Origin of the sequence: Flavobacterium caseinilyticum, assembly GCF_004349085.1 — a bacterium.
Taxonomy (GTDB): Bacteria; Bacteroidota; Bacteroidia; order Flavobacteriales; family Flavobacteriaceae; genus Flavobacterium; species Flavobacterium caseinilyticum.
In genome coordinates this window covers 708,450-725,839 of sequence record NZ_SMFM01000001.1, presented here as the reverse complement: position 1 = coordinate 725,839, position 17,390 = coordinate 708,450, and the positions used below count along the sequence as shown (strand labels likewise).

The following is a 17,390-nucleotide window of genomic DNA, read 5'->3' as shown; positions in this document are numbered from 1 at the left end:
ATTACACTCTAAATTTAATACCATGAAATTCTTAAAATTATTCTTATTACTATTTGTCATTCAGACGCAAGCCCAGCAAGGCGGCATGTGGATTCCTTCACTGTTGAAAGGAATGAATGAAACCGAAATGAAAAATCTGGGCATGAAAATGTCCGTAAAAGACATTTATGATGTAAATCAGTCGAGCATGAAAGATGCAGTTCCGCATTTTAACGGAGGTTGTACCGCTGAAGTTATTTCCCCAAAGGGACTGATCCTGACCAATCATCATTGCGGATTTTCACAAATTCAATCACATTCCACCGTTGACAATGATTACCTGACCGACGGATTTTGGGCTTACAAAATGGAAGAAGAACTGCCAAATGAAGGTTTGACTGTTACTTTTATGGTGAAAATTGAAGATGTAACCACTATGGTTCTGGAAGGAACGGCTACCATGAGCAACGAAGCCGAAAAGCAAAAGAAAATTCAAGAAAATATTTCAGCATTATCAAGTTCATTGCCAAAGGAAAGTTGGCAGGAAAACAAAATTCGCACCTTTTACGAAGGCAATCAATACATGCTATTTGTAACGGAAACCTTTACTGATGTACGTTTAGTAGGCGCTCCGCCTTCCTCTATTGGGAAATTCGGTTCTGATACTGACAACTGGGTTTGGCCGCGTCATACTGGAGATTTTTCTTTGTTTAGAATTTATGCTGACAAAAACAATCGTCCGGCTGCTTATTCAAAAGACAACGTGCCTTACACTCCGAAGCATTTCTTGCCGATTTCATTAGATGGAGTAGCCGAAGATGATTTTACATTGGTATTTGGATACCCGGGAAAGACAAATGAATATTTGCCTTCGATTGCGATTGAACAAATTGTAAACGAACTGAATCCTGCAAAAATTGAAATCAGAGACAAAGCATTGAAAGTTGCCGATGGGTTTATGCGTAAAGACAATGCGATTAAAATTCAATATGCTTCAAAATATGCTAGTATTGCAAATTATTGGAAAAAATGGATTGGCGAAACGCAAGGATTAAAAAAATCAAATGCTGTTGCCGTAAAAAGAGAAACTGAAAAAGCTTTTCAGCAAAAAATAATAAAAGCGGGCAAAGAAAAAGAGTATGGAACGCTGTTGGCTGATTTTGACAAAAACTATGAAGAAATCGCTCCCTATGCGGTAGCAAGAGAATATTTCACGGAAGTGGTGTTGCGCAATACCGAATTGCTTAGTACGGGTTACAAATTGTACCAATTGGAACAAGTTTATAAAACCAAAGGAGAACAGTCTTTCACCGACAGAAAAAACAATTTAATAACGGGATTGGCTGATTTTTATAAAAATTTCAATGCAACTGTTGATGAGAAAGTTTTTGAGCAACTGATTGAATTATATGCGACAAAAGCTCCAAAACAGTTTTTACCGAAAAGTTTGTCAAACGTAAACGCTAAAAATTTGGCTTCGGAAATATACACCAAATCCAAACTTCAGAATTATGCTGGCCTAAAACAATTGCTGTCAGGTGATACCCGAACTGTTTTAACGAATTTAAATAATGATCCGGGATTCATTTTGGTAAAAGAATTAGCCGATATATATTCGAAAGAAGTTGCGCCAAAATACGACGAAATCAACTTAAAGATAACTGCATTGCAGCGCACCTATATGAAAGCCCAATTGGAATTGAATACAGAAAGTCGCATATTTCCTGATGCCAACAGTACTTTGCGGGTAACGTACGGAAAAGTGCAAGGATACGAACCTAAAGATGCTACGATCTATTCTCCAATAACCTATTTAGACGGTGTTATGGAAAAATATATCCCGGGAGATTATGAATTTGATGTTCCTAAAAAATTAGTGGACTTATACAACGCCAAAGATTACGGACAGTATGGCGAAAATGGCAAAATGCCAGTTTGCTTTATTGGAACTAATCATACTACAGGAGGCAATTCCGGAAGTCCGGCAATTGACGCTAACGGAAACTTAATTGGACTTAATTTTGACAGAGTTTGGGAAGGAACAATGAGTGATATCTATTACGATCCAAGCATTTGCAGAAATATTATGGTAGATGTGCGCTATATTTTGTTTATTATGGATAAATATGCAGGCGCTACGAACCTGATAAATGAGCTAAAATTAGTTCATCCTAAGAAAAGTAAATCACTGAAAAAGAAAACATTAAAGCAAAAATAGCCCAAAACAAAGAACTTGACAATGACATCAGACATTAATTAACTCTTTGGCTTTACTGGCATAATAATTGTAATTTGTTTCGTCGTTGTCAAAAAATATTATTTTTTAAAAAAAAAATAAAAAAATATTTTACATATTAAAAAATTTATATCTTTGCCACGAATTAATAATTAACCTTTTATATTAAATTAAGATGAAAAAAGTATTTTTAAGTTTAGCTGCTGTTGCTGTATTAACTGTTGTATCATGTAAAAAAGCTGACGCTCCTGCTGAAGACACTGTATCTGTAGACACTACTGCTGTAGTTCTTGACACTGTTGCTGTAGTTACTGACTCTACAATTACTGTTACTGACACAACTGCTGTTACTCCAGAAGTTAAGTAATTTTTAAAATTACAGAAAAAAAACAAGCTACGCATTGCGTAGCTTTTTTTTTGTTTTTATTTTTTACGTCATTTCAATTAATTTGGGTTATTTACTGCAAAGCTATGTTGGCTTTATGTTATAAAACAAAAAAGAGATTCTCACCAATTAGCCGAGACTCTCTTTTTTATGTCTTCATTTATATAAAAATCAATCTATAAAAACAAAATCATTAACTGAAAAGTCTAATGTTTCCGATAGTACTCCAAAGCGTACAATTTCATCAATTCCTTTTTGCAAACGCAACGAAGTAGTATATTTTCTGCTTGTTGCAAAATGGTTGCCTGCTAACATTAATTTAAAATAGAACTTCCCACTAGAAGACTTGAATTTTAAAAAGCTAGCCGATTCCATATTTTCTTTGAACCTTTCAATATCGTCTTCACACTCAAACTTCAGTTCATAACTTAAGCTTGTAAAAACAACCTTTCCCTTTCTGGAAGTAAAAACAAATTTGTATTCGTCATTATATCTTTTACTAATTACAAAAGCACCCATGAAATTTTAGATTTTAGATTGCAGATTTTAGATTTTCAACGTGGAGTTTAGAATTCGCTTCTGTAAAAACCTCTTTATTATCAGATAAAAATTCCCGTAAATAAAAAAAGCTCCAAACATAGTTTGAAGCTTTTTTAGTACTCAGAGCGGGACTTGAACCCGCACGAACATTGCTGTTCACTGGATTTTAAGTCCAGCGTGTCTACCAATTTCACCATCCGAGCATTATGTGGTGTTGGAGCGAAAAACGGGGCTCGAACCCGCGACCTCGACCTTGGCAAGGTCGCGCTCTACCAACTGAGCTATTTTCGCATTTTCAATTCTTAGAAAGAACCGCGATACTTGTTCTGTATTGCGGATGCAAATTTAGGACATTTATTGAATAATACAAGCCTTTTTTATAAAAAAATCAAAGATTAAAGTTAATGTTCTGATAACCTCCGCTTTAAAACATAATAAATTATTTTCTGGTCAACATTCTTTTAATTTCATTCAATTTCATCAGTGCTTCCATAGGCGTAATGGTATTTATATCCAGATTCAAAATCTCTTCCTTGATTTCTTCCAATAATGGATCATCCAGATTAAAGAAGCTCATTTGCAATTCATCCTTTGCAGCTTTAATTCCGTTCAGCGCATCGCTAGAATGATTTTTTTCTAACTTCTTTAAAAGTTTCTGTGCTTTCAAAATTACAATCTGAGGCATTCCGGCCATTTTCGCTACGTGTATTCCAAAACTATGCGCACTTCCTCCTTTGACCAATTTTCGAATAAAAAGCACAGTATCTTTCAATTCTTTGACAGCCACATTGTAATTCTGAATTCTAGGCAACGATTGACTCATTTCATTGAGCTCATGATAATGCGTAGCGAACAATGTCTTCGGTTTTGAGGGATGTTCGTGCAAGAATTCTGCAATGGCCCATGCGATGGAGATTCCGTCATATGTGCTCGTTCCTCTTCCAATTTCGTCTAAAAGCACTAAACTTCTATCAGAAATATTATTTAATATAGATGCTGTTTCGTTCATTTCGACCATAAAAGTAGATTCGCCCATCGAAATATTATCACTTGCTCCTACTCTGGTGAATATTTTATCCACAATTCCCATTCTCACGCTGTCTGCCGGAACAAAACTTCCCATTTGACACAATAGCACAATCAAAGCTGTTTGACGCAAAATAGCTGACTTTCCGGACATATTTGGACCCGTAATCATAATTAATTGCTGCGTTTCTCTATCTAAGAAAACATCATTGGCAATATAAGGCATGCCAACCGGCAATTGTTTTTCGATAACAGGATGTCTTCCGTTTTTGATTTCCAGTTCGAATGTTTCGTCAAGTTCAGGACAAACGTATTTATTTTCGATAGCCAATTGAGTGAATGAACATAAACAATCCAGTTGCGCCACCAGATTAGCATTCATCTGAACCGGCTTGATATACGTAGAAATCCAACTGACTAATTGTTCGAACAATTCTACTTCTATTTTATGAATTTTCTCTTCAGCACCCAGGATTTTCGTTTCGTATTCTTTTAATTCTTCGGTAATATAACGTTCCGCATTTACCAAAGTTTGCTTCCGAATCCATTCCGTAGGAACTTTATCCTTGTGCAGGTTCCTAACTTCAATGTAATATCCAAAAACGTTATTAAAGGAAATTTTCAAAGAGGAGATCCCCGTTAGTTGTGATTCTCGTTTTTCGATTCCTTCCAAAAATTCTTTTCCAGAAGTTGATATTGCCCGTAATTCATCTAATTCGGCATTGATTCCCTTAGCAATCGCATTTCCTTTGGCAATAGCCACAGGCGCATCTTGATTTAAAACGGTTTTGATTTTCTCCCGCAGCAATTCGCAACTGTGTAAACTGTCTCCAATTACTTTTACGGCTTCTTGAGGACTTTCTAACGCCAAGGTTTTTATTGGAATAATAGCATCCAACGATTCTTTCAGATAAACTACTTCTCGAGGCGATACTTTTCCGGCTGCAATTTTCGAAATCAAGCGTTCCAAATCAGAAATTTGCTTGATTTGATTCTGAATATTTTTTAAAACACTTTGATTTTCTTTTAAATAAGAAACCACTTGGTGCCGACTTTGAATTTTATGGCTGTCTTTTAATGGTAACGCCAACCAACGTTTCAGCAAACGACCGCCCATTGGCGAAAGCGTTTTATCAATCACGTCCAGCAGCGTCACCGCGTTTGGATTATAACTGTGGTATAATTCAAGGTTGCGAATGGTGAATCGGTCCATCCATACGTAAGCATCTTCTGCAATGCGCTGAATCGCTGTGATATGCTGTACTTTATTATGCTGTGTTTCGGATAAATAATATAAAATGGCTCCCGAAGCGATAATTCCTTCTTTCAATTCTTCGATTCCAAAACCTTTCAGGGAAATTGTCTGAAAATGCTTGGTCAGGGTTTCAAATGCGTAATCTTCTTGGTAAATCCAATCTTCCAGATAAAAACTATGATAATCGTCCCCGAAAATTTCTCGGAAATCACTCTTATTATTTTTGGGAATCAGAACTTCACTTGGATTAAAATTCTGCAACAATTTATCAATATATTCGGCGTTTCCTTGTGCTGTTAAAAATTCTCCTGTAGAAACATCGAGAAAGGAAATTCCTATAGATTTATTGGCAAAATAAATGGAAGCCAAGAAATTATTAGTTTTAGAATTCAACACCTCATCATTCATAGAAACCCCCGGAGTTACTAGTTCCGTAACACCACGCTTTACGATGGTTTTAGTCATTTTTGGATCTTCAAGCTGGTCACAAATTGCCACACGAAGACCTGCTTTGACTAATTTAGGCAAATACGTATTCAAGGAATGATGCGGAAAACCGGCAAGGGCAGTTTCTGTCTCAGAACCCGCTCCACGCTTGGTTAACACAATTCCTAATATTTTAGAAGCACGAACAGCGTCTTCTCCAAATGTCTCATAAAAATCGCCAACACGAAACAACAAACAGGCATCCGGATACTTCCTTTTGATCTCATTGTATTGTTTCATTAACGGTGTCTCCTTAACTATTTTATCTGTAGATGCCAATGGTCTTATTATTAAAAAATGAAAAATATCAGCGAATTTATAGATTTTAAAATAAATAAGTACATACTTCAAAAAATTAAGCATTATTTAAGAAAATTTTCTAGACTAGTTTCTATTTTTTATATAAATTTGTAAACACATATAAATAGAAATAGACATGAAAAAAATAATTACTCTAGCTATGCTAGTTGTTTTGGGAGTTGCTACTTCTAATGCACAAGAAACTACAAAAAAAGTAAAAACTACAGCTAAACTAAGTACTGCAAAAGTAAATGGTGCTGGAATGATTTTTGTAACTGAAACAATTGATTATGGGACTGTTGCCTATAACTCTGATGGGAAACGTGAATTTGTTTTTACTAATAATGGAAATAAACCATTAATCATAACTAGTGCTCAAGGTTCATGCGGATGCACGGTTCCAACGTATCCTAAAGAACCAATTGCTCCAGGCGCAAAAGGGGTTATTGGAGTAAAATATGATACTTCAAGAGCAGGGCAAGCTTTCACAAAAACAGTGACTTTAACCACTAATGCAGCTACACCAAATAAAACATTGACAATAAAAGGAAATGTTTTAGCCGCTGAAGCTTCAAAAAGCTAGTTTTAAACTGATATAAGAAAAAAAGCTTCCATTCACTTTGGAAGCTTTTTTTTTGAACAATTAACAAAATATGAGAAAATTAGAAAACAGCGAACTAGAAAGAAAATCTATTGAGGACTTTAAAGAATCCAAAAAAACACCTCTTATTTTAGTTTTAGATGACATTCGCAGTTTACATAACATTGGTTCCGTATTCCGAACTGCAGATGCATTTTTGATTGAAAAAATATATTTATGTGGAATTACTGCGAGTCCGCCAAACAAGGAAATTCATAAGACAGCTCTTGGTGCTACTGAAACCGTAGCTTGGGAATATAGAAGTAATGTAATTGATGTAATTGAACAATTAAAAAAAGCAGATACAACTGTATTAGCTATCGAACAAGTAGAAAGTTCGATTTATCTTCAAGACTTTGAAGTTGAAAAGGGAAAAAAGTATGCTTTAATTTTTGGAAATGAAGTGCATGGAGTTTCTCAGGACGCAATTAGAATGTGTGATAATAGTATCGAAATTCCACAATTAGGCACAAAACATTCATTGAACATTTCAGTAAGCACAGGTATTGTAGTTTGGGATCTATTTCAAAAAATGAATTGGTCAAAATAATTTTTTTTAACTGAGAATAGTTATACTTTTATAGCATGAAAATTTATAATTTTTTGAAAATCATATTTCCGTTTTTATTGTTAGCTCAAACGGCATCTTATTCCGCAGTTTGTTTGAATTCAATACAAAAAAGTAATGATTTTGAATCAACAGTAAAAATAGCTTCTTTCAGCACTAATTTTGATACAGAAAATCCTCGATTATCACTTAATGAGGCTCCTCCTGTTATTATTGCCAGCGGCAATCAATATTACTGTCCGGGAACTTCAATGAAAATAGTAACCGATGTTACCATAACCGATCCTGACGATACTGGCATCGGCTCAATTTATATTCAAATCTCTTCCGGTTATGTGAATGGAGAAGATCAATTGAGACTGATGGGCACTCATCCCGCAATCACTTCAAATTGGAATGCAGATACAGGAAAACTAGAATTATCCAGTTCTGCATCAGGAACGAAAGCGTTATACACTGACTTGGTAAGTGCCATAAAAGACGTAGAATTTAGCAATTCTACAGCCGCACCATCAGGTAATCGAACTTTTTCAATCGTCATAGACGAGACTAACTATTTATCAAGTAATGGCCATCACTACGAATTTATCTCTGATTACCTAATAAATTGGACCGACGCAAAAATAGCTGCTGAAACAAAGACTTATTATGGAAGAAAAGGATACTTAGTAACTATAACGGATGCAGAGGAAGCCGCTATAGCGGGTAAACTCACATCGGGTGCCGGATGGATTGGCGGAAGTGATGAGGGAAATGAAGGAAAATGGTATTGGGTAACCGGACCAGAAAAAGGAACTCTTTTCTGGGATGGCCGTAGCAATGGCTCCACCCCTAACTTTGCTTTTTGGAACGCTGGGGAACCCAACAATGTTGATGGCAGTGAAAATTATGCCCATATAACAAAACCAGGACCTCTCGCTATTCTAGGTTCATGGAATGATTTGCCAAATACAGGAGGCGGTATAAATCCTGATTATCATCCACAGGGATATATTGTAGAGTATGGCGGAATGCCTGGAGATTCTCCAATTAATGTTGCCACAAGTACTTCTATGACAATAATTTCTTTCCCCGAAATCATCAATGTTGAGGTAAACACTAATAATATCATTATTAATGTTAAAAATCCACAGTCTTATTATGAATATTCTGTAGACGGTATTAATTATCAAAGTTCAAATATTTTTTTCAATGTTCGCGGAGGCCTACAAACTGCTTATGTACGAGGTTTTAATTCCTGCGGGACTGACAGCGAAATCTTTTTTTTCATAAAAATTCCACCGTTTTTCACCCCAAACAATGACTCGTATAATGATTTTTGGGAAATAGAAGGATTAATTGATATTTTTCCCGAAGCAGAGGTAACTATTTTTGACAGATATGGAAAATTTATAATCAAACTAGATGGCCGCAAGTTATCGTGGGACGGCACCTATAATAAAAAATTAATGCCAGCTACCGATTATTGGTATGTGTTAAAAATTGATGCGGTAAGTCCTGAAAGAAGAGGACATTTTTCTCTTAAAAGATAACTCAATCTAATTTTATTTACTAATCTTTTTCTGAATTTCATCTAAAATGTAAACATAATCTTCTTGAAGTTATCGAAAAATTAAAAGCAGAAAATGTAATGACACTTGCTATAGAACAAGTGGAAAGCGCTATTTTTCTTCAAAATTTTGAGGTTCAAAAGGGAGAAAAATATGCTTTGGTTTTTGGAAACGAAGTCTATGGTGTTTCGCAAGAAGCAGTTGCATTGTGCGATGGCTCCATCGAAATTCCACAATTAGGCACCAAACATTCTTTGAATATTTCGGTAAGTGCGGGAATTGTGGTTTGGGATTTATTTCAAAAGATGAAATGGCCAAAATAGAAAAAAAATAGACTTTGCAATACCGTATCGTATGAGAATTAATACTTTCTTGAAAATAACAATAGCTTTTTTATTATTTGTACCAATGGCTAACTATTCAGCCATTCCCATTTACACCCTAAAAAAAGACAGCGCTGTTATTCCTAGAAAAGTATTAAAATCATCTATCACGGCTGATGCCCCCAGAATTACAGCGACAGGCAATCAAATTTACTGTCCCGGAACTTCAGTAAACATAGTAACCGATGTTACCATAACTGGCTCAGATGCCACCGATATCGGAACCGAAGCTATTTATATCCAAATTTCCACAGGATATGTAAACGGACAGGATAAAGTTGAATTAGCTAATCCCACACTCCACTCAAATATCGTCACTGAATGGAGTCCTCTTGAAGGAAAACTGAAATTATTCAGTGCTAATTCACCCGAAAAAGTACTTTATGCCGACTTTGTAAATGCGATCAAAGATGTTGTTTTTACCAATTCCTCTACGACTCCGTCTGGAAGCAGGACTTTTTCTATTACCCTTGGAGCAGCCAATTATTTACCTAGAAATGGCCACTATTATGAATATTTCCGCAACATAGGCATTAGCTGGACAGCCGCAAAAGCAGCTGCGGAAACGAGGGAGTATTTTGGACTTAAAGGATATTTAGCAACAATCACCGCAGCTGATGAAGCGCAATTAGCAGGAGAACAGGCTAATGGAGCAGGATGGATTGGCGGTAGTGATGCCGAAACAGAAGGAGTATGGAAATGGGTAACAGGTCCCGAAGGCCTTGCAAATGGTGGTACCGGAACTGTTTTTTGGAATGGCGGAATCAGTGGCTCGGCATCACCTAATCAATTTGCGCTTTGGAATACTAATGAACCAAATAACAGTAACGGTATAGAACATTATGCTCACATAACTGCGCCAGGTATTGGAATATCCGGTTCCTGGAATGATTTACAAGTAAATGGTGACACAAGCGGAAATTACCAACCCAAAGGGTATGTTGTAGAATACGGCGGCATGCTTGGTGATCCAATTCTTGAAATTTCAACCAGTACCACGATGATAATTCCTAAAATTACAGCTACTGCTCCCGCTTCAAATTGCGGACCAGGAACTGTGACATTGCAAGCAACAGCGTCCGGCGGAACGATCAATTGGTATGATGCGGCAAGGTTTGGAAATTTAGTATACACCGGCAATACGTATAGAACCCCTTCTTTAAATACAACAACAACTTATTATGTAGAAGCAGGATGTTCAAATAACAGAACAGCTATTACCGCAACAATACATGCTATTCCTAACATAACATCAACGAACAATCCCGTTTCAAGATGTGGACCAGGAGCTGTAACTATTCAAGCAACTACCACTATTGGAACTGTAAATTGGTATTCGAACTTAACTAGCAGCGCTATCATAGGAACTGGAACAAGTCTGACTTTACCCAATATAACACAAAACACCACTTATTATGCCGAAGCGGTAAATAACGGATGTACAAACGGGAATCGGATTGCTGTTGACATCCTAATTTACGATACTCTCGTAGTTACGGACGAGGAATTAATACTTTGTGAATCCGGTAGTTTAATCCTTGATGCAGCAATCCCTGATATGACGTATTCATGGTCAACCGGCGAAACCACGAAGACAATTCAGGTTACTGCTCCAGGCATTTATAACGTAACGGTAACAAATAGCGCCAACTGTAGCAGCACCAAAAAGATCACTGTAATTGAACATGACACTCCAGAAATCGACCGAATTGATGTTAATGAAACCACTGTTGTAATTTATTTAAAAAACCCAAAAGATTATTTTGAATATTCTGTTGACGGGATTAATTATCAAAGCTCGAATGTATTTTTCAATGTGGTAAGCGGCTTACAAACAGCCTATGCTAGAGAAATAAATTCATGCGGAATTGACAGTGAATCTTTTATAGTATTGATTGCTCCGAAATTTTTCACCCCTAACAATGATTCCTATAATGACGTATGGGAAATAAAAGGATTAGTCAATTATCCTAAAGCTGAAGTGGGCATCTTTGATCGTTATGGTAAATTCATTACGAAACTAAACGCAGCTAAACCATCGTGGGACGGAACTTTTAATAAGAAGCTGTTACCCGCTTCCGATTATTGGTATGTATTAAAAATTGACAGAAACAGCCCTGAAAAAAGAGGTCATTTTTCCCTAAAAAGATAATTCACCAATCTTCAAATCCTAAACCTGAATCTTCTTTTGAATTTCATCTAAAATAAAAAGATAATCTTCTTGATTTTTTACAAAATCTCGATCCGAAACATCAATAATAAGAACATTCAAATCAGTTTGTGATTTAATATAATCCAGATAACCGCTATTGATTTTGTCTAAATATTCAGCTGGGATTTTTTGTTCGTAGCTTCTGCCGCGTTTCTTAATATTTTGCAGCAGCCTTTCTGAATTTTGGTACAAATAAATGTACAAATCCGGTTTTGGCATTTCTCTGTAAATGATATCAAAAAGATTACGATACAAACGATACTCATCTTCGGCAAGTGTTATTTTTGCAAAAATCAAAGACTTAAAAATATGATAATCTGCAACTAGAAAGTCTTTAAACAAATCAAATTGCGCTAAATCATCGGATAATTGTTGGTATCTATCCGCTAAAAAAGACATTTCAAGCGGAAACGCGTAACGGTTCTGATCTTTATAAAATTTGGGTAAAAAAGGATTATCAGCAAAACGTTCCAATACTGTTTTCGCATTAAAATCCTCGGAAATTTTTGTAGCCAACGTTGTTTTTCCTGCTCCAATATTTCCCTCGAAAGCTACATAATTAAATTGCTCCAACGGGATACTTTGCAGAGGATTAACCAAATTCTGAACTTCTGTACAAACACTCTCATCCGGTGACAAAACTAATAATTCCGAAATATTTTTTTGAAGAATCGGATGTTTCCAATCTAAATTCAAATCTTGAATGGGCAACAAAACAAAATTCCTATTTTGCATCAAAGGATGTGGAATTTGAAGTTTTTCCGTAGTAATAATTTCTGAGTCGAATGCAATCAAATCAATATCAATGGTACGCGATTGGTATTCTTGGGTTTTATTTCGCAAGCGCCCCAAACGTTTTTCGATTTTTAAAACCTGAGCCAAAATTTTATGAGCTGACGTAAAAGTGTGTAAAACCAACGCACAATTATAAAAAGCATCGCTTTCAAAACCCCAAGCCGGAGTCTCATACAATTTCGAAACTTTTATTACAGTCCCAATTTCTTGATGTATCAATTTCAAACAACGCTCGATGTTTTCCAAACGATTGCCTTGATTGCTTCCTATCGATAAAATGACCTGATGTTGTGATTTCATAATTGGGTGCAAATTAACTAAAAGAATTTTAGAATTAGCAATATATTTGCATCCTATGCCGATAATTAAACTTGGAAATTCTAACCAATCGTTTGTAACATTTCTATGTTTTTTGCGACATATTAAAAAAATATAATTATGAAATTTTTAGGGAATGTATTAGCGACCATTATCGGTATTTTTGTTTTTTTCATGTTGTCCTTTTTTGGAATCATCCTTATAGGAGCTATATTTGGTGGTGAATCTGAAGGCGTTAAGGTGAAAAATAATTCTGTTATCGAATTAAATTTGGAAGACATCAGAAACGACTATGCCGGAAAATACAAAGATCCATGGATGACTATTTTTTCAGAGAACAAAAAAGTAGGTTTATCAGATATCATTAATGCTATTGAAGAAGCCGAAACAGACAATGACATAAAAGGTATTTCTATATTGAACAATGCTTCATCATTGGGCATGGCACAAAGCAAAGCCTTAAGAGATGCTTTGGAAAGCTTCAAAAAATCAGGAAAATTCGTCATGGCTTATGCTAATTCGTATTCTCAAAAAGAATATTATCTAAATTCTGTTGCCAGTCCAATATACATAAATCCAGTTGGAGACATGGATTTCAAGGGATTGTCATCTGAGATTATGTTTTTTAAAGATTTTCAGGAAAAATCAGGATTAAAAATGGAAGTAATCCGTCACGGAAAATATAAAAGTGCTGTCGAGCCATTTTTAGAGAATAAAATGAGTGATGCCAACAGAGAGCAAACTACTGCACTATTAAATTCAGTTTGGAGTTCTATCACCGCTGACATTTCTAAAAGCAGAAATATATCAGTAGCTCAATTGAATCAAATTGCCACCGGACTACTTGCTCGAACTCCAGAAATGGCAAAATCCCAAAAATTAATTGACATTATTGCTTATGAAGATGTGTATCATAATGCTATAAAAAAAGCTCTTAAAGTGGGCAATGACGAAGATTACAACAAAGTATCTGTTGTAGATTATGCTCAAAAAATTGCTACTACATCTCAAACTTTCGACAGTAAAGACGAAATTGCCATAATTTACGCTCAAGGAGAAATTATGGGAGGCGAAGGTGATGTGAATGTGATTGGTGAAGGTTCAATGCGTCGCTCATTGCAAGAGGCTCGAAAAAACAAAAATGTAAAAGCAATTGTACTTCGTATTGACAGCCCAGGAGGAAGTGCTTTGACCTCAGATTTGATTTGGAGAGAAATTGAGTTGACAAAGAAAGTTAAACCGATCGTGGTTTCGATGGGGAATTATGCGGCTTCAGGCGGGTATTATATTGCGTGTAATGCCAACACTATATTTGCCGAAGAAAATACAATCACCGGTTCTATAGGCGTTTTTGGAATATTACCAAACTTTACACCATTGGCAACTAAAATAGGAATTTACACAGAACAAGTGAAAACTCATGAAAATTCGGCTAATTATAGCCCTTTTGTTCCAATAGATGAAAAATTCAAAGCCGTTACTTTAGAAGGCGTAGAGCACATTTATAAAACTTTTGTAACACACGTAGCTAAAGGTCGAAAAATGACATTCGCACAAGTAGATGCTATCGCACAAGGAAGAGTTTGGACTGGTTCAGAAGCATTGAAAATTGGACTTGTCGACAAAATTGGAGGCTTAGATGATGCAATTGCAAAAGCAGCTTCTTTGGCAAAAACAAAAAGTTACCGCACCCAAAACTATCCGGAATATGAGAAAAATTTCGATGATCTTTTAGCTAATCTTCCTTTCGCAAAATCAAAAGCTGATTTCATAAAAGAAGAAATTGGTGAAGAAAATTATCGTATGATGCAGGAAATAAAAAAACTGCAAGCACGAAAAGGAATTCAAGCCATCATGCCATTTGAAATCAACATCAACTAATTTATAAAAATATCCGATGAAAATCCGTTTAAATAATCATTTAAACGGATTTTTTTTTTAAATCTAAAATGCAAATTCTACTGATAGATCCTGCTATTTGTAAAATGAATACAGACTCCATAAATTATAATCCACTATTTTTGTGGAGAGCGGGCATCATTTTTGCTGAATATATAAATCTAAAGAGAATCGAATTATGCTAAAAACAATTTTAAAAATTATTGGAGTCCTGATTATCTTATTCTTAATCGCTTTATTTGCTATCCCATACTTTTTTGAAGATCAAATAAAAGCTAAAATTGCCGAGGCTATCAATGAAAAAGTAGATGCACGAGTTACTTTTTCGGATGTGGATTTAAGTTTAATCAAAAGTTTTCCAAATGCAAATGTTTCGCTGGAACAACTAGTGATTGTAAACAATGCTCCTTTTGAGGGCGATACATTAGTTTCATTAGGCGAAGTGGATTTGAAAATGTCCATCAAAGAATTATTCAAAGGCAAAGAGGAAGCCATTAATATTGACGGAGTAACTTCAAAAAATGGATTGATCAATATCATTTTTAATAAAGATGGAATCGGGAATTACGATATCGCATTAAAAAACAAAGAAAATGAAAAAGGCGGCAAAAGTGATCCGTTATCATTGAAGATTAAGAATTATTCTATTGCGAATTTCAAGTTTCGCTACTTTGATGAAAAATCTAAAATCAAAATGGTAATCGATAGTATTAATCATGAAGGTGTAGGAGATTTTGCAGCACAAAAATTAGATTTGGTTACTAAGTCAACTGCAAAAATCACTTTGGACATGGATAAAGTAAATTACATGAAAGATATTGCCTTGACACTGGACGCAGTTTTGGGAATTGATTTAGAAAAAAGTAAATACACCTTCAAAGAAAATAAAGCATTAATCAATCAATTACCGTTGGAATTTGATGGTTTTATTCAAATGGTGGAAGCCGGACAGGAATACGATTTGAAATTTAAAACGCCAACTTCTTCGTTCAAAAATTTCTTGGGAATTATCCCTGCAGCATATGCCGCAAGTTTAGACAACGTAAAAACAACCGGAGATTTTACGGTGACTGGTTCTGCTAAAGGTTTGTATTCTGATACTACGGTACCAAAATTTAATATCGAAATCGCTTCCAATAACGCCTCTTTTAAGTATCCTAACTTACCGAAAACAGTTCAAAACATCGTTATTGATACTAAAATCATCAACGAAACAGGGATTCTAAATGACACGTATATTAACTTGGATAAGCTCTCTTTCAAAATTGACCAGGATGTTTTTAATGCAAAAGCAAACATCCGAAACATCACTCAAAATGCAATCGTTGACGCCGCTTTAAAAGGAACTATTAATTTAGCCAATCTTTCTAAAGCATATCCTATAAAGCTGGATAAAGCATTATCAGGAATTTTAAACGCTGATGTAACTACAAAATTTGATATGCAATCTGTAGAGAAAAGTCAGTATCAAAATATAAATAATGCGGGAACCATGAGTTTGTCCGGTTTCAACTATGTAGATGAGAATGGCAAAACAATGAATATCAGCAATGCTTTGGTACAGTTTAATCCTAGTCAAGTCAATTTGAAAGAACTGAATGCGACTACAGGAAAAAGCGACATTAGTGTAACGGGAGTTTTAGAGAATTTTTACGGATTTATATTTAGAAATCAAGAATTGAAAGGAAACTTCAACATGAACTCTAAACAATTGGCCGTTGATGATTTTATGACAACCGCTGAAACTACAAAAACTTCCTCTAAAAAAGCAGAGGCAATGAAGATTCCTGCTTTCTTAAATTGTACGCTTACCGCAAAAGCGACTACGGTTTTATATGACAATTTGACTCTGAAAGATGTTTCGGGAAAACTGATTGTGAAAGATGAAAAAGTAACTTTAGAAAATGTAAAAACCTCAATTTTTGGAGGAACAATTGGCGTGAATGGAGCTGTTTCCACGAAAGGAAAAACGCCAGTTTTTAATATGGATTTAAAATTAAATCAAGTCGATATTGCGCAGTCGTTTACCCAACTGGATATGTTGAAAAAAATTGCGCCAATTGCTGGAATCATAAACGGAAAATTAAATTCAAGCATCAAATTGAACGGAAATCTTGATGCTACCGAATTTACTCCTGACTTGAAAACGCTGACTGGAGATTTATTGGGACAACTGCTTTCTACAACTGTGAATTCGAGTAATTCGACTTTGCTGACCGCTTTAGGTGCTAATTTGAAATTCATTGATGTGAGTAAAATTAATTTGAATGATTTGAAAGCAGCAATCACGTTCAAAGATGGAAAAGTGAATGTAAAACCATTTGACATCAAATACAAAGACATTAAGGCAACAATTGGAGGAACGCATGGCTTTGACCAAAGTATGAACTACAATCTGAAATTTGATGTTCCCGCTAAATATCTTGGTTCAGAAGCGAATGCATTAATAGCAAAATTATCTGCTGCTGATGCTGCGAAATTAGAAAGCTTTCCGATAAATGCCGTATTAGTGGGTAATTTTACAAATCCAAAAATCACAACCGATATCAACAGTGCGGTAACTAAATTGACTACTCAATTAGTAAACCAACAAAAAGACAGACTGGTAAAACAAGGAACCTCGGCTTTGACGGATTATATCAATAAAAATAAAAAACCAAGTGACACTACAAAAACGGCTACTCCTGCAACTCCCGCAACAAAAGAAGAGGTAAAAGCTAAGGCCGCAGCATTACTAAATGGATTATTTAATAAAAAGAAAAAAACGGAAGAGCCGGTTGCACCAGAAGTTCAATAAGAATAGTCGGTTCAAAAATAT

11 protein-coding genes, 2 tRNA genes and 1 pseudogene are annotated in these 17,390 nt (G+C 35.4%); 9 read left to right on the top strand and 5 right to left on the bottom strand.

Translation table 11 applies throughout. The features are described 5' to 3' along the window. Positions 1 to 22 precede the first annotated feature (22 nt). Both E0F89_RS03220 and E0F89_RS03215 read left to right on the top strand, forming a co-directional pair. Complete coding sequence (locus tag E0F89_RS03220; protein ID WP_131908408.1) at positions 23 to 2,197, top strand: S46 family peptidase; 2,175 nt, start codon at positions 23 to 25, stop codon at positions 2,195 to 2,197. Positions 2,198 to 2,390: 193 nt separating this feature from the next. Continuing rightward, a complete protein-coding gene (locus E0F89_RS03215) occupies positions 2,391 to 2,582 on the top strand; it encodes a hypothetical protein (RefSeq protein WP_131908407.1) in 192 nt (63 codons plus the stop codon). A 189-nt stretch (positions 2,583 to 2,771) separates the two neighbouring features. Here E0F89_RS03215 and E0F89_RS03210 read toward each other — a convergent pair whose 3' ends face one another. The 4 genes from E0F89_RS03210 to mutS all read right to left on the bottom strand — a co-directional run bounded on the left by E0F89_RS03210 (position 2,772) and on the right by mutS (position 6,147). After that, positions 2,772 to 3,119: a YegP family protein gene (locus E0F89_RS03210; protein ID WP_131908406.1), complete on the bottom strand. Its 348-nt coding sequence runs from the start codon at positions 3,117 to 3,119 to the stop codon at positions 2,772 to 2,774. Between the two features lie 138 nt (positions 3,120 to 3,257). Beyond that, positions 3,258 to 3,343, bottom strand: a tRNA-Leu gene (locus E0F89_RS03205). 12 nt (positions 3,344 to 3,355) lie between these two features. After that, a tRNA-Gly gene (locus E0F89_RS03200) sits at positions 3,356 to 3,431 on the bottom strand. A gap of 148 nt (positions 3,432 to 3,579) precedes the next feature. Beyond that, the gene (gene mutS, locus E0F89_RS03195; RefSeq protein ID WP_131908661.1) at positions 3,580 to 6,147 is read right to left on the bottom strand and encodes a DNA mismatch repair protein MutS; all 2,568 of its coding nucleotides are present in this window, start codon (positions 6,145 to 6,147) and stop codon (positions 3,580 to 3,582) included. Positions 6,148 to 6,343: 196 nt separating this feature from the next. Here mutS and E0F89_RS03190 point away from each other — a divergent pair, with 196 nt between their 5' ends. The 5 genes and pseudogenes from E0F89_RS03190 (at position 6,344) to E0F89_RS03170 (ending at position 11,500) form a co-directional block, all read left to right on the top strand. Next, positions 6,344 to 6,790, top strand: a complete 447-nt coding sequence (locus tag E0F89_RS03190; RefSeq protein WP_131908405.1) for a DUF1573 domain-containing protein — start codon at positions 6,344 to 6,346, stop codon at positions 6,788 to 6,790. A gap of 70 nt (positions 6,791 to 6,860) precedes the next feature. Next, positions 6,861 to 7,397: an RNA methyltransferase gene (locus E0F89_RS03185; RefSeq protein WP_131908404.1), complete on the top strand. Its 537-nt coding sequence runs from the start codon at positions 6,861 to 6,863 to the stop codon at positions 7,395 to 7,397. 53 nt (positions 7,398 to 7,450) lie between these two features. Next, the gene (locus E0F89_RS03180) at positions 7,451 to 8,947 is read left to right on the top strand and encodes a T9SS type B sorting domain-containing protein (protein ID WP_243699461.1); all 1,497 of its coding nucleotides are present in this window, start codon (positions 7,451 to 7,453) and stop codon (positions 8,945 to 8,947) included. A 50-nt stretch (positions 8,948 to 8,997) separates the two neighbouring features. Beyond that, positions 8,998 to 9,288 (top strand): annotated as a pseudogene (locus tag E0F89_RS03175) (TrmH family RNA methyltransferase); the annotation flags it as partial. A gap of 31 nt (positions 9,289 to 9,319) precedes the next feature. Beyond that, entirely contained in the window at positions 9,320 to 11,500 is a 2,181-nt protein-coding gene (locus E0F89_RS03170; protein ID WP_131908402.1) for an Ig-like domain-containing protein, read from the top strand. An 18-nt stretch (positions 11,501 to 11,518) separates the two neighbouring features. On the opposite strand, the gene folK is transcribed toward E0F89_RS03170, so the two are convergent. Beyond that, a complete protein-coding gene (gene folK, locus E0F89_RS03165; RefSeq protein ID WP_131908401.1) occupies positions 11,519 to 12,655 on the bottom strand; it encodes a 2-amino-4-hydroxy-6-hydroxymethyldihydropteridine diphosphokinase in 1,137 nt (378 codons plus the stop codon). Between the two features lie 138 nt (positions 12,656 to 12,793). Here folK and sppA point away from each other — a divergent pair, with 138 nt between their 5' ends. Next, positions 12,794 to 14,554 (top strand): signal peptide peptidase SppA, encoded by a 1,761-nt coding sequence (sppA, locus tag E0F89_RS03160; protein WP_131908400.1) that lies wholly within the window; start codon positions 12,794 to 12,796, stop codon positions 14,552 to 14,554. A gap of 196 nt (positions 14,555 to 14,750) precedes the next feature. Next, a complete protein-coding gene (locus E0F89_RS03155) occupies positions 14,751 to 17,369 on the top strand; it encodes an AsmA family protein (protein WP_131908399.1) in 2,619 nt (872 codons plus the stop codon). Positions 17,370 to 17,390: the final 21 nt, after the last annotated feature.

Coding starts and splice junctions, on each gene's coding strand:
- E0F89_RS03220 (WP_131908408.1), top strand. CDS start 23: ATGAAATTCTTAAAATTATTCTTATTACTATTTGTCATTCAGACGCAA.
- E0F89_RS03215 (WP_131908407.1), top strand. CDS start 2,391: ATGAAAAAAGTATTTTTAAGTTTAGCTGCTGTTGCTGTATTAACTGTT.
- E0F89_RS03210 (WP_131908406.1), bottom strand. CDS start 3,119: ATGGGTGCTTTTGTAATTAGTAAAAGATATAATGACGAATACAAATTT.
- mutS (WP_131908661.1), bottom strand. CDS start 6,147: ATGAAACAATACAATGAGATCAAAAGGAAGTATCCGGATGCCTGTTTG.
- E0F89_RS03190 (WP_131908405.1), top strand. CDS start 6,344: ATGAAAAAAATAATTACTCTAGCTATGCTAGTTGTTTTGGGAGTTGCT.
- E0F89_RS03185 (WP_131908404.1), top strand. CDS start 6,861: ATGAGAAAATTAGAAAACAGCGAACTAGAAAGAAAATCTATTGAGGAC.
- E0F89_RS03170 (WP_131908402.1), top strand. CDS start 9,320: ATGAGAATTAATACTTTCTTGAAAATAACAATAGCTTTTTTATTATTT.
- folK (WP_131908401.1), bottom strand. CDS start 12,655: ATGAAATCACAACATCAGGTCATTTTATCGATAGGAAGCAATCAAGGC.
- sppA (WP_131908400.1), top strand. CDS start 12,794: ATGAAATTTTTAGGGAATGTATTAGCGACCATTATCGGTATTTTTGTT.
- E0F89_RS03155 (WP_131908399.1), top strand. CDS start 14,751: ATGCTAAAAACAATTTTAAAAATTATTGGAGTCCTGATTATCTTATTC.